This is a genomic window from Bifidobacterium pseudolongum subsp. globosum (assembly GCF_000741295.1).
GTDB lineage: Bacteria > Actinomycetota > Actinomycetes > Actinomycetales > Bifidobacteriaceae > Bifidobacterium > Bifidobacterium globosum.
This window is the reverse complement of the sequence record NZ_JGZG01000002.1, coordinates 56,094-69,887: the sequence shown is the minus strand read 5'-3', so window position 1 is coordinate 69,887 and position 13,794 is coordinate 56,094. Positions and strand designations below refer to the sequence as shown.

At 65.7% G+C, this 13,794-nt stretch carries 10 protein-coding genes; 9 read left to right on the top strand and 1 reads right to left on the bottom strand.

Features of this window, described 5'->3' with window-relative positions; all coding sequences use genetic code 11:
- Positions 1 to 9 precede the first annotated feature (9 nt).
- The 7 genes from BPSG_RS01245 to BPSG_RS01215 all read left to right on the top strand — a co-directional run bounded on the left by BPSG_RS01245 (position 10) and on the right by BPSG_RS01215 (position 10,548).
- On the top strand, positions 10 to 2,451 hold the full coding sequence (locus BPSG_RS01245; protein ID WP_026643661.1) for a S9 family peptidase: 2,442 nt from the start codon (positions 10 to 12) through the stop codon (positions 2,449 to 2,451).
- Positions 2,452 to 2,549: 98 nt separating this feature from the next.
- Complete coding sequence (locus BPSG_RS01240; RefSeq protein ID WP_026643660.1) at positions 2,550 to 3,590, top strand: 3-isopropylmalate dehydrogenase; 1,041 nt, start codon at positions 2,550 to 2,552, stop codon at positions 3,588 to 3,590.
- Positions 3,591 to 4,212: 622 nt separating this feature from the next.
- Positions 4,213 to 4,923 (top strand): TM2 domain-containing protein, encoded by a 711-nt coding sequence (locus BPSG_RS08225; protein ID WP_051592007.1) that lies wholly within the window; start codon positions 4,213 to 4,215, stop codon positions 4,921 to 4,923.
- A 3-nt stretch (positions 4,924 to 4,926) separates the two neighbouring features.
- Positions 4,927 to 6,057, top strand: coding sequence for a lipoate--protein ligase family protein (locus tag BPSG_RS01230; protein WP_026643659.1), 1,131 nt, complete (start codon positions 4,927 to 4,929; stop codon positions 6,055 to 6,057).
- Positions 6,058 to 6,168: 111 nt separating this feature from the next.
- Positions 6,169 to 6,879, top strand: coding sequence for a Crp/Fnr family transcriptional regulator (locus BPSG_RS01225; RefSeq protein WP_033502311.1), 711 nt, complete (start codon positions 6,169 to 6,171; stop codon positions 6,877 to 6,879).
- Positions 6,880 to 6,958: 79 nt separating this feature from the next.
- A complete protein-coding gene (locus BPSG_RS01220; RefSeq protein ID WP_026643657.1) occupies positions 6,959 to 9,214 on the top strand; it encodes a transglycosylase domain-containing protein in 2,256 nt (751 codons plus the stop codon).
- Between the two features lie 155 nt (positions 9,215 to 9,369).
- Entirely contained in the window at positions 9,370 to 10,548 is a 1,179-nt protein-coding gene (locus tag BPSG_RS01215) for an NADH:flavin oxidoreductase/NADH oxidase (RefSeq protein ID WP_236822959.1), read from the top strand.
- Between the two features lie 10 nt (positions 10,549 to 10,558).
- On the opposite strand, the gene BPSG_RS01210 is transcribed toward BPSG_RS01215, so the two are convergent.
- Positions 10,559 to 11,707: a quinone-dependent dihydroorotate dehydrogenase gene (locus BPSG_RS01210; protein WP_026643655.1), complete on the bottom strand. Its 1,149-nt coding sequence runs from the start codon at positions 11,705 to 11,707 to the stop codon at positions 10,559 to 10,561.
- A gap of 113 nt (positions 11,708 to 11,820) precedes the next feature.
- Here BPSG_RS01210 and BPSG_RS01205 point away from each other — a divergent pair, with 113 nt between their 5' ends.
- Both BPSG_RS01205 and BPSG_RS01200 read left to right on the top strand, forming a co-directional pair.
- Entirely contained in the window at positions 11,821 to 12,822 is a 1,002-nt protein-coding gene (locus BPSG_RS01205) for a glycosyltransferase (protein WP_080699232.1), read from the top strand.
- A gap of 148 nt (positions 12,823 to 12,970) precedes the next feature.
- Positions 12,971 to 13,786, top strand: a complete 816-nt coding sequence (locus BPSG_RS01200) for a DeoR/GlpR family DNA-binding transcription regulator (RefSeq protein WP_026643654.1) — start codon at positions 12,971 to 12,973, stop codon at positions 13,784 to 13,786.
- The last annotated feature ends 8 nt before the right edge of the window (positions 13,787 to 13,794 follow it).

Here is a 13,794-nt window from a genome sequence, read left to right as displayed (position 1 = left end):
AATCGGCGCATGACCAACGAACAGCACGCACCACAGCCGCCGCGCGCCCGGCGCACGCCCACCACCCGCACATTCCACAACGACGTGTTCGTCGACCCGTACGAGTGGATGCGCGACAAGGAATCGCCGCAACTGCAGCGGTTCGTGGAGGAGGAGAACGCATACATGGCCACGCGCATGGCCCATCTCGAACCATTGCGTGAGCGGCTGTTCGACGAGTTCAAGTCGCGCGTGCAGGAGACCGACATGTCGGTGCCGACGCGCATGGACGGCTACTGGTATTACGTGCGCACGCAGGAGGGGCTGCAGTACGGTACACAATGCCGCCTGCCGATCCGCGGCGCGGACGACTGGGACCCGCCGGTGATTGACGCCGCACAGGCGCCGGGCGAGCTCGCGGGGGAGCAGGTCATCTTTGACACGAACGTGGAGGCGCAAGGGCACGAGTTCTTCGCGCTCGGCGGCATGGACATCAGCAAGGACGGCCGCTGGATGCTCTTCGGCGTCGACACGCGCGGCGACGAACGCTATGATTTCACAATCCGTGACCTCGACACCGGCGAGGAGCTGCCCGAGCGCTTCGACGGCATCGCCGCCGCGTGCTTCACGCCCGACGCCCGGTATGTGTTCTACACGGTGCTCGACGACGCGCAGCGCCCGTACCTGATCCGCCGGCACAAGGTCGGCACGCCGGTCGAATCCGACGTGGATGTGTACGAGGAGCGTGACGAGCGGTTCTGGACCGGTGTCGGCATGTCGTTCGACGACCGGCACATCGTGATCGGCACCGGCTCGAAGACCACGAGCGAGGTGCTGATGCTGCCTGTGGATGACCCGGAAGGCGAGTTCACCCCGGTCATCCCGCGGCGGGAGGGCATTGAATACGACGTGAGCTTCGGCGTGTTCGAGCATGCGGGTGAGCAGGGCGAGGACATCCCGATCGCGGTCGTCTACCACAACGCGGTCAATCCCAATTTCGAAATCGACGTGATCGACATGCGTGCGCACAAACCGCCGTACCGGCTGGGCGACGGCGTGACGATCGCGGTCGGCTCGCCGTACGGCACCGAGCTCGGCGACCGTGTGGCGCCCGGCGCGCGGCGGACGCCGGTCGGCACACCGTTCACCGATGCGCGGAACCCCGCCCTGTTGCAGGGCGTGCGCGGGCTCGCGATCGAAGGCATCGCGTTCCACAAGAACTTCGTGGCGCTCTCGTACCGCGGCGACGGCCTGCCGCGCCTCGCGATCACTACGAAGGGTCAGGCGGCGCGCGATTTCCTGTCCGGCCGCCCGTGGAGCTTCACCGAGCTTGTGCCGCCGCCGCTCGAAGGCGACGACGAACCGGCCGACGTGCCGGCATTGCGCGGGTTCGAGGGCACGGCCGGGCGCATGTATTCGATCGGCACGGCCGGCAATCCCTCGTACGAGGCGCCGCGCATGCGCTATTCGTTCACGAGCTACACGCGGCCGGGCGAACTGCGCGAAATCGACCCGGCCACGGGCGAGGACACGCTGCTCAAGGCCGCCACGGTGCTCGGCGGGTACGACGCGCGCGCGTACGCCGAACGGTCGATCTGGGTGCGTGCGCGCGACGGCGAATCGATCCCCGTCTCGCTCGTCTACAAGAAGGGCGCGCCGCTCGAGTCGATGCCGATGTTCATCACCGGGTATGGCGCGTACGAGATCAGCACCGACCCCGCGTTCTCGGTGGCGCGCGTGAGCATGCTCGACCGCGGTGTGCTCTATGCCGTGCCGCATGTGCGCGGCGGCGGCGAGATGGGGCGCGCATGGTACGAAACGGGCCGGCGGCTCAACAAAAAACACACATTCGAGGATTTCGTGGACGCCACGGCCGCGCTGCAGGACTGCGGTCTCGCGGATCCGGCGCGCACGGTGGCGAACGGCGGGTCCGCCGGCGGCCTGCTGATGGGCGCGGTGGCGAATCTGGCGCCGGAACGGTACGCCGGCATCGAGGCGGACGTGCCGTTCGTGGACGCGCTGACGACGATGCTCGACCCGAGCCTGCCGCTCACCGTGACCGAATGGGACGAATGGGGGGACCCGCTGCACGATGTGGAGGCGTACCAGTACATGCGCGGGTATTCGCCGTACGAGAACTCGCCGATGCCCGCGGATGACGGGCGCATCGACGAGCCTGCGATTCCCGAGCCCGCGGCCGCCCAGCCGGCGCGCGCCGTGTGGCGCGACGGCGAGGCGGTGGAGGCCTACCCGCGCATCTTTGTGACGACGTCGATGAACGACATGCGCGTGCTTGTGGTGGAGCCGCTCAAATGGGTGGCGCGCCTGCAGGCGGCCGGGCTCGACGCCGTGATCAAGGTCGAGGTGGAGGCCGGGCACGGCGGCGGCACGGGCCGCTACAAGCGTTGGCGCGACGTGTGCTACGAGAACGCGTGGTGCCTCGACGTGATGCGTGCGACCGAGCTCATGTAGCGCGGGGCGTCTTGCCATGTGGATGTTTTGCGAAGAGCTGTCCAAGAAATGAGCCGCATGGGTTCACCATGCGCGCGCCGCGTGTACGCTCGCGTCTTATGAGTGAAAACAAGACGCAGTACACGATCGCCGTGATTCCCGGCGATGGCATTGGCAAGGAAGTCACGCCGTGGGCCCAGCAGGCGCTTGAGAAGGCGGCCGGCGACGCGGCGCAGTTCACCTATGTGGACTTCGATCTGGGCGCGGAGCGCTACCTGCGCGACGGCGAGATCCTGCCCGACGAGGACCTGGAGCGTATCAAGGGCACCGACGCGATCCTGCTCGGCGCGGTAGGCGACCCGCGCGTCAAGGCGGGCGTGCTCGAGCGCGGGCTGCTGCTCAAGCTGCGCTTCGCGCTGGACCAGTATGTGAACCTGCGGCCGTCCAAGCTGTACAAGGGCGTCACCTCGCCGCTCGCCGAGCCGGGCGAGATCGACTTCGTGGTGGTGCGCGAAGGCACCGAAGGCCTGTATTGCGGCGCCGGCGGCGCGATCCGCAAGGGCACCGAGCACGAGGTGGCCACCGAGGTCTCGATCAACACGGCGTACGGCGTGGAGCGCGTGGTGCGCTACGCGTTCGACTTGGCCATGAAGCGCCGCAAGCATGTGACGCTCGTGCACAAGAAGAACGTGCTCGTGAACGCCGGTGACATGTGGCAGCGCATCGTGGACAAGGTGGGCGAGGAGTACCCCGAGGTCACGCACGACTACAACCATGTGGACGCCGCCACAATCTACCTGGTCAACGACCCCTCGCGCTTCGACGTGATCCTGACCGACAACCTGTTCGGCGACATCCTGACCGATGAGGCGGGCGCCGTGGTGGGCGGCGTGGGCTATTCCGCGTCCGGCTGCATCAACGCGATCAACGAATACCCGTCGATGTTCGAGCCGATCCACGGATCTGCGCCCGACATCGCAGGCCAGGGCATCGCGAACCCGACCGCCGCCATCCTGTCGGCGGCCATGCTGCTGCGCCACCTGGGGTTCGACGCCGCCGCCGCGCGGATCGACGCCGCGGTCGAGGCCGACATCGAGGAGCTCGGCTCCACCACGCGTTCCACCGCGGAAGTGGGCCGCGACATCCTGGCCCGCATCTGACGCGGCATGGTCGCATGCCGGGCCGGACGCCCGTCTTTCATCGTGGCTCGGCTGTAGACTGAGCTGCGAATACGCACGATTCACGGCGCGCACACCGCGCGCCCAACCAGCGAAAGAGGTACAGCTATGTGCTGCAATTGTGAAGAAGCTTCGATGAACTACAGCAACGGTTTCCAGACCTACGCGAGCCCCACCGCAGGCCCGTACATCGCCACGACCCACGTACCGAGCGAATACGGCCCAACCTACGTGGCCTGAGCCTCGCGCTTGATGCTTCGGCGGCGGCCGGCAAGCCCATAAGCATGCCGGCCGCCGTTATCATACGCCATTACACCCAGTCCTGTTTCCACCGCATTCCCGTTCTCCGTATGTCCGTTGGTATCTAGTTGCTAGCCACGGGTTGTCGCCGACTGCCTTCCGTATGTCCGTTGGTGTCTGGCGACTAGTCATGTGCTGTCGCCGATTACCTACAGTATGGCTGTCGGTGTCTGGCAGATGACCATCGACAGCCATCGTGAGCCGGAAAACAGAGGCCCCATCAACCTGTGGCCGTGTAGAGTGGTAATGGCAGCCGACAGCCAATACGGCTGGGCACGGCAAACACGACACGAAAAGAGCATCCATGACCGATCCGACCAATCCGAACATCAACCCCGCGCCGTCCAACGACGAGACGCCCGCCGCGTATACCGGTGGCACCACAGCTGACGCCAATCAGCAGGACATCGAAGTGACCGAGACCTTCACCACGGCAATGCCGCAGATGCCTGATCTGCCGCCGAATCCGAACGGCACCATGGACGACCCGTACTCGGCCGACCAGCAGGCCACGACCGCCATGCCGAATGTCGCCGCGCACACCGCCAATCCATACACGCAGCCAGCCACGGCGAACACCCCGCAATACGGCCAGCCGGCCTCCAATCCCTATACACAACCTGCTGCGGATCAGTATGCGCAGCCGGCTGCCGATCCATACACACAGCCGTCCGCCGATCCGTACGGGCAGCAGTACGCGCAGCCGCAATACGGCCAGCCGGCCCCTGGCACCCCGACATATGCGGCGGTGCCGACGGGCTACATCCCGCGCAACAAGATCCTCGCCGGCCTGCTCGCGCTGTTCTTCGGCGCTTTGGGCATCCACAACTTCTACCTCGGCTTCACCGGCAAGGCGATCGCCCAGGTGCTGCTCACATGCCTCGGTTGGATCCTGTTCGGCCTCGGACCGATCGCCGCGATCATCTGGTCGATCGTCGAAGGTGTGCAAATCCTCACATCGAACTACGGCACGCCGGCCCACCGCGACGCCCGCGGCGTCGAACTCGTCGACTGACCCATGCCCGCAATCGGCGAAGTCAAGATTCCCGGCGGCAAACTCGTGCGCGTGACGGTTGCGGATGCAGCCGGCACGCGCACATGCCATATCGACGGCGATTTCTTCGCCGCCGGCGAGCGTTCGTCCGCCGCGGTGATCGCGCAGGCCGAAGAGGCGCTCGCCGGGCGTCTTAGCGCACTCGATGCGCCCGGCGTGGCGATCGAACCGTGGTACCGCGCCACCGTGCGCGCGCTCGAACCGATTGTGGAACGCGCGTTGATCGGCGCGAACGCCGAATCCATCGCGCTCGCCACGTTGCGCGCCCATGCACAGCGCGCGCTCGAACCATTCGCGCAGGCGCTCGCGCGGTTTGAGGGCGAACGCAACGCGCGCATCCACCGCCAATGGCAGGCCGCACAGCACGGCGAGCACCCCCAGCCGCCGCTGATCGACCCGCGCGAGGTGCGCGAACGCTGGCGTGCGCTCGCCCCCGTGCTCGTGGAGGACTGCCCGCGCATGCCCGAAGAGCAGATGCGCGTGGAGCGCGAATGGTCGCGGCAGGTGGCGCACGGCGCGCGCCCGGCCACGCTGCGCGTGTGGGATTGGGGCGCGCCCGCGGTGGTGTGCGGGGCGTACCAGTCAATCGAAGACGAAGTGCATCTCGACCAGGCGCGTGCGCGCGGCGTGCACGTGGTGCGGCGCGATTCGGGCGGCGGCGCGATGGTCATCGAGCCTGCGCGCACGATCACCGTTTCGTTGTACGCGCCGCTCGGTTTTGTGCAGGGGCTCGATGTGGCGCAATCGTTCCAGTTGTGCGATATGTGGCTCATCGAGGGGCTGCGCGCGTGCGGTGTGCGTGCGCGGTTCGCCGGCCTCAACGACATCGCGGGCCCGCATGGCAAGATCGGCGGGTCGGCTCAGCAGCGCGTGCCCGGCGAACCCGGCTGCATATTGCACCACACGACGCTCGCGTACAGCATCGACGCGCGCGCAATGGGCGCCGTGTTGAACACGAGCGCCGAGAAGATGTCTGACAAAGCGGTCAAATCGGCGGCGAAACGCGTGGAGCCGATATGCGCGGGCACACGGCTCACGCGCGCGCAGGTCGTGGCGCGCCTCGTGCGCACGGCGCGCGCATTTGGCGCCGTATGACGCGCAGGGGCGCGGCAGGCTGGGGTTCGGTGCGTGGCTGGACTACAATGGGACAACCGTGCGCCCATGGACGGCCCGGGCGCAGGCACACGGTTCAAGCATGAGGTGGTCATGGCGACGCACAACGACGATCAGACGCACAACCCGCTGCTGCACACGGCCCTGTTCAAGCAGGTCTCCGTGCAACAGGCGGAGGAGCTGCTGCCACATATGCACAGCGCTATGGTGAACAAAGGCGACACGATTTTCCGCGAGGGGGACACCGATCACCGCATGTATGTGATCGAGCAGGGGCGCGTGAAGCTGATCCGGCAGTCGGCGGACAACCGCGTGCAGCTGCTGAGCATCCACACGCGCGGCGAAGTGCTCGGCGAGATTCCCGTGTTCGACCCCGAAGGGGGCCCGCGCACGGCGACCGCAGTGGCGATGCTCAATGGCACCAAAGTGGTGTGGCTCGAACACGACGCGCTGTTCGCGTGGCTCAACGCGCACCCGCGCGTGGCCGTCGACATGCTGCAGGTGCTGGCGAACCGCCTGCGCCTGAACAACGAGCGGATCGCGGACCTGGTGTTCATGGACGTGCCCGCGCGCTTGGCGAAGACACTGCTCAATCTGGCGGCACGCTTCGGCAAGCCGGTCGAGGAGGGCCTGCAGGTGCCGCACGACCTGACGCAGGAGGAGATGGCGCAGCTTGTGGGGTCGTCCCGCGAAACAGTGAACAAGGCGCTCATGGATTTTGCCAACCGCGGATGGATCGCGCGCGAGGGGCGCACGATCATCATCTACCAGCCGGGCAAACTGATCCGCCGCTCGCAGCGCTAGCGCGGGCGGTTGCGCACATTGCGTGAGCATTGCGGGGAAGCTGTGGACGCAGTAGAGCCGACCATTTAGAATGGTCAGCATGCCGAAGCCGAACAAGAAGAAATCCCTGACTGGAATGCGCGTGCTTGCGCTCGCGCTCGCGTTCATCACCCTGTGCATTGCGGGCGGTGTGACGATGAGCGTGCTGTTCCTGCCCGCGGTGATGGGCGCGAACAATGTGGCCAAAGCGGTGGCCCCGTCGATGCAGGTGGAAGGCATTGACTTCGATGTGACAAATCTGCCGCAGAAATCGACGATGTACGCGAGCGACGGCAAGACCGTGATCGCGGAGTTCTATGCGCAGAACCGCGAAGTGGTGCCGCTCAAAGACATCTCCAAACCGATGATGCAGGCCGTGGTGGCCCGCGAGGACAAGCGCTTCTGGGAGCATTCGGGCGTGGATGTGCAGGGCGTGATGCGCGCGTTCGTGCAGACCTACATGCGCAAGGGCGACCAGCAGGGCGGTTCGTCGCTGACGCAGCAGTACGTGAAGAACGTGCTCGCCACCAAGGCGCGCGACAACAACGACCCGATCGCCGCATACCATGCCACCGAAGACACGATCTCGCGCAAGCTGCGCGAGATGCTCATCTCGGTGCAGATGGAGAAGAAGTATTCGAAGCAGGAGATCTTGCAGGGGTACCTGAACATCGCGCAATTCGGCAGCAATTCGCTGTACGGCGTGCAGGCGGCGGCGGAACGGTATTTCGACACGACCGCGGACAAACTGAATGTGGTGCAAGCGGCCACGATCGCCATGATCACGAAGAACCCGTCGAAATACGACCCTTCGATTCCAGAGAACCAGGAAGAGGCGCAGAAGCAGCGCAACATCACGCTCCAACTGATGCACGACCAAGGCTTCATCACGCAGAAGGAGTACGAGGAGGCCGTGAACACGCCGCTTGTCGACACGCTGCATTTGACGAGCGTGAGCCGCGGCTGCATGGCCGCGAAGTACGACGCCGGCTATTTCTGCGATTACGTGGTGCACAAGATCGAGAACTCGCCCGAATTCGGCAAGACGGCGGAAGACCGTGAGCGCCTGCTGCAGGAGGGCGGCCTCAAGATCGTGACGACGCTCGACCTGGATGCGAACGCGGCGATGATGGACGTGGCGAACGCCACGATCCCAGCGGCCGATTCGAGCGGCATGGAGATCGTGATGGCCTCGGTGAAACCCGGCACCGGCGAAGTGCTCGGCTTCGGCCTCAACCGCACCTATGACGCGACCGACGCGGCGGCCACCGACCCCACGCGCTCGTCGATGAACTACGCGGTGGACCAGATCGACGGCGGCGGCCAGGGCTTCCAGATCGGCTCGTCGTGGAAGCCGATCAACCTCGTGGCGTGGATGCAGCAGGGCCGTTCGATCAACGAAAGCCTTGTGGCTCCCACCGACTTCCTAACGAACAGGTTCTCGTGCAACGGCTACCAGGGCGGCTCCGACAACTGGCACGTCACGAACGCATTGACGAACGGCACGGTGAGCCCGGAAAGCCCGTTCCTCGGCCTCGTGCATTCGCACAACACCACGATGGCGGCGATGGGCGCGCAGATCGGCCTGTGTGCGGTGGCCGACGCCGCGAAGTCGCTCGGCTACCACAATTCGAAGATCGGGCAGGAAGACGTCTACAGCGACATCTCGATGCACCCCGCGCTGCTGATCGGCGGCACCACCTCGGTCTCGCCGCTCACGATGGCCAACGTGTATGCCACGATCGCGGCCGATGGCGTCGAGTGCACGCCGGTGGCGATCAAATCGGCCGAGGACTCCGACGGCAACAAGCTCGATGTGCCGCAGGCGAACTGCCACCAGGCGGTGGACAAGGAGATCATCCAGACGCTCGCCTACACGATGAACCAAGGCGTGACGCGCCCTGACGGCGCCGCGCGCGCGGCCCAGCTGGCCGACAACCGCAAGACTTTCGCGAAAACCGGTACGAACGAGAACATGTATGTGACCACGGGTGGGTTCGTTCCGCACCAGATCGCCACGTTCGTGCTCGTCGGCGACGTGCAGGACCCGATCAACCACCCGATCGAGAACATCGCGATCAATGGCGAATACCACGGCTACTGGGATGGCTCGACGATCGCCGCGCCTGCGTTCAGCAGGGCCGTGAGCCAATACGCGGCGAAGAAGAACCTGCCGATGGACAACGACTACGGGCAGGCTGCGGACAAGTACATGAAACAGGTGGGCGTCTCAAGGTCGCAGACCAGCGACATGGTGCAGGGCACGCAGCAGGGCCAGTTGCAGCAGCAACAGAACCAAAACCAGCAGAACCGGTGATCCTGATTCCGGGCCCCACCAAACGCGGCTGACCGGTGGCGGCGCATCCAAGCTGGTGCGCCGCCACCGCCATATGTGCACGTGGCGGCAAGGACACTACCCGTAGCGGGGCAGCCGTCATGCCGTCCGTATCCAGTGTGGTAGGGTGGCGGGGTATGGGCACGCAATCACAAGCCAAGGGCATCAAGCAATCCAAGACATCGAAGGCAGCCAAGGCAACCAAGGCGTCACAGACAACGGTCAAGGCGACGGAGCCGGCGCTGTTCACCCCGATCACCTTGCGCGGCATGACTGCGCGCAACCGCGTATGGCTGCCGCCGATGGACATGTATTCGGCGTTCGCGCGCGACGGCCGGCCCACAGACTTCCACTACCAGCATTATGTGTCCCGTGCGCTGGGCGGTTTCGGCCTCATCATCGTCGAAGCGACCGCGGTCACGCCCGACGGTCGCATCTCGCCATGCGACCTGGGCCTGTGGGAAGACGCGCAGATTGACGCGTACCGGTGGATCACGGAAGCGGTCAAACAGGCCGGCGCCGTGCCCGCGATCCAGCTCAACCACGCCGGGCGCAAAGGTTCGATCGGCTGTTTCTCGATTGGATACGATGGGCAAACCGTGCCGGCCGACAAGGGCGGTTGGCCCACCGTGGGCCCCTCGGACCTGGCGTTCGGCGGCCTGCAGGCGCCGCGCGCATTGGATGTGGACGACATCCACGGGATTGTGCACCGCTTCCGCGACGCCGCATGGCGCGCGATGACCGCCGGGTTCGAGGCGGTCGAGATCCACGCCGCGCACGGGTATCTGCTCTCGGAATTCCTCGACCCGCTGATCAACACGCGCACCGACGACTACGGCGGTTCGCTCGCCAACCGCATGCGCATGCTCGTGGAGGTCGTCGACGAGGTGCGCGGCGTGATCCGCGACGACTTGCCGCTGTTCGTGCGCATATCGGCGACCGACTGGGCCGAGGGCGGCTGGGACGTCGACCAGTCGGTCGTGCTGGCGCGCACGCTCAAGGAGCACGGCGTGGACCTCATCGATGTGTCGACGGGCGGCCTGATCGACGGCGTGACGATCCCCGTCAAACCGGGGTACCAGGTGCCGTTCGCCGACCGCATCCGCGCGAAGGCAGGTGTGCCGACGACGGCGGTCGGCCTGATTACGAAGCCCAAACAGGCGCAGAAAATCGTGGCGCACGGGCAGGCCGACGCCGTGGAAATCGGTCGCGCCGCCTTGCGCGACCCGTACTGGCCGCTGCGCGCCGCCGCGAAACTGGGCGTCGGGCGCGCGCAGATCCCATACCCGCCGCAGTATCTGCGCGGCGCGTGGTGACGCGTAGCGGTCAGGCGTCGACGCCGACGGCTTCGCCCACATGCGCGAAGCCGTCGCGCTTGAGCAGCTCCGCCAAGCCACGCTTGAGCACGGTGATCTGCTGCGGCCCGCGGTACATGAGCGACGTGATGAACATGACGAGCGACGAGCCGGCGCGGATCTTGTCGTAGGCCTGCTGCGGCGTGAATACACCGCCGACGCCCGCGATCGCGAAGCGCTGGCCGTAGTCGCGGTAGACGCGGCGGATCAGTTCGGTGCTTTCGACCGTGCACGGACCGCCCGAAAGACCGCCGGGCCAGTCGCGCGGGATGTTCAGGCCGCTGCGGTCCTTTTGCAGGTTGGCGATCGTGACGCCCTGCACATTGTGCTCGGCGAGCACGTCGAGCAGCTCCTTGAACTCGGGCCAGGTCTTGTTGAGCGGCATCTTGACGAGTGTGGGCTGCGGGCGGTCGATCTTGTCGAGTTCGGTGAACAGGCGGTCGAGCGCGTTGGGGTCCGCGGTGAACGGTTCGCCCGCGGTGGTGTTGGGGCAGGAGACGTTCACTTCGACCATCGCGGTGCGCCCGGCCGCGCGGCGCATCGAGATGCAGTAGTCCTCGATGCCTTCGTCCAGGTCGCCCACCAGATGGTCGTTCGTGCGGGCGATCGACACGGACATCTGCATCGTCTTCGTCCTGCTCCACGCCCGCTGCGCGCGGTCGATCACTTCGGCGGAACCGAGGTTGGCCAGACCCACATGCACCATCATCGAATCGTATTCGGGCAGGCGGTGGAACCACGGGCGCGCGTTGCCCCGGCACGGGCGTGACGTGGTGGATCCCACCGTTTCGAAGCCGAAGCCGGCGTTGTCGAGCAGCACGGGCATCTCGCAGTTCTTGTCAAGGCCGGCGGAAAGCCCGAAGGGATTGGCGAAATGCACGCCCATCGTGGTGGTCTCGAGCACCGGGTCGGTGTAGTCGAGCATCGTGCGCAGCAGCCACATGAGCGGCGGCACGCGGCGCGTGACATCGCAGAAGCCGATCATCTGGTCATGCGCCACGTCGGGCGTGTGGTTGAACACGAAATGCGGTTTGATGACGTTTTTGTACGCGAAGGTGAACAGGTCGGTCGTGGCCTTGTTGACGGCGTCGTGCAGACTATGCTCTGATACATAAGACATGCGTCCATTGTGCCACGAACGCCTTCGCGCGTCGAGGCGCACGGGTTCACGGCGGGCGGACCACGGCGCCGCGCACTACAGTCGTGGCATAGCCGAAAGCAGGAGGTGGGCAGATGACGGATCGCGTATGCGTGGTCATGCCAACGTACAACGAGCGCGACAACCTGGAGCCCACGCTCACCGGCGTCTTTGTGCAGAACCCGGGCGTGGACGTGCTCATCGTCGATGACGCCTCGCCCGACGGCACCGGCACGCTCGCCGACGTGATCTCGAAGGCCACCAACATGGCGCCGCAACTGAGCGTGCGCGTCAAGCCCGGCGCGCAGCCGAGCGACGTGGGCTTCGAGCGTGACGGCAAGAACGCCAAGGTGCTTTACGACGCGCATGTGAGCACGCCGGACCTGAAGATCGCGAACCGCATCAACGGCTGCACGATGGATTCGCGCGTGTTCGTATTGCACCGCAAAGGCAAGCTGGGGCTCGGCTCGGCGTATGTGGACGGCTTCACATGGGCGCTCGGGCACGGCTACACGCTGATCTGCGAGATGGACATGGACGGCTCGCACCGCCCCGACGACCTCAAGCGCATGCTCGACCGGATCGAGGGGAACGCGAACATCGACCTCGTGGTCGGTTCGCGGCGCGTGCCCGGCGGCACGACCGAGAACTGGCCGTGGTACCGCGACCTCATCAGCCGCGTGGGCTCGCAGTACGCGCGCCTCATGCTCGGGCTCAAGGTGCGCGACATGACCTCGGGGTTCCGGGTCTACCGCGCGGGCATCCTGCGCAAGGTGAACCTGCACACCATCGAAGACAACGGCTACGTGTTCCAGATCGACATGACCCGGCGTGTGGTCGCCGCTGGCGGCACCGTGGTGGAGATGCCGATCGTGTTCCCCGAACGCGCGCGCGGCGAATCGAAGATGGACGGGTCGATCGTGCGCGAGGCGATGAACAAGGTGACGCGCTGGGGGTTCGCGCGCATGCATCGCCAGCTGCACGACCCCGACGAGATCCCCCGCGAGATCACCGACGCGAAACGCCAGATCGAGGACGGCCCCGACGATGTGCTCGACGACGAGCTCGTGGACGAGGCCGAGGCGGGCGTCGACTGATTGCACGAGTGCGGGTGTGGAGCCGTGCGGTGGAAATTGTTCGAGTTACGGGTGTGTGGATGTGCGATTACGTGCAGTTTTGTCGGAAAACACGCCGAAGTACTCAAACTGAGTTGGTGTTTGGGAGATAATGTGCGATAATGTTCGCATGATTTCCTCACAACGTCAGCATCTGATCCTGAGCCGCCTGCGTACGCGCGGTGCGGTGCGCATCACCGCGCTTTCGAAGGAACTCGGTGTCTCGGCCATGACGATCCGCCGCGACATCGCCGATCTGGCCGACAAAGGCCTGCTCAAGCGAGTCCACGGCGGCGCAGTCTCCACGAGCACGCTGCTGAGCGAGCCGCTGTTCTCCGTCAAATCGCAGATGGAGCTCGGGCTCAAGGACGCGATCGCACAGCGCGCGATCGAGTACGTCTCGCCCGGCGATGTGATTGCGATCGGCGGCGGCACGACCGCCTACGTGTTCGCCCAGCACCTGCTCGAATCGCAGCGCGCCAACGGCATCACGATCCTCACGAACTCGATTCCCGTGGCCGAGCTCGTGCAGGCGCTCGAATCCAAGGACGTCGAGGTGATCGTGACCGGGGGCGTGATCACACGCTCGAATTCGCTCGTGGGGCCGATCGCCGACAAGGTGATCGCCTCGCTGCGCGTCAACACCGTGTTCCTCGGCACACACTCGGTCTCGGTGCCGCGTGGCTTCCTGATGCCCAATTCGCTCGAAGCGGCCACCGACATGGCCATGATGGACATCGCGGACCGCACGATCATCCTGACCGACCACACGAAGTGGAGCAGCACATCGCTGTCGCTGTTCGCCCGCTTTGACCAAGTGGACACGGTGATCACCGACGACGGGCTCGACCCGGATTCGGCCACCAAGACGCGCGACCTCGTCAAGGAACTCGTGCTCGCCCACGGCGTGGACGAGGAAGCCGACGACAGGCTTGCCACAGCATAACCACCCCA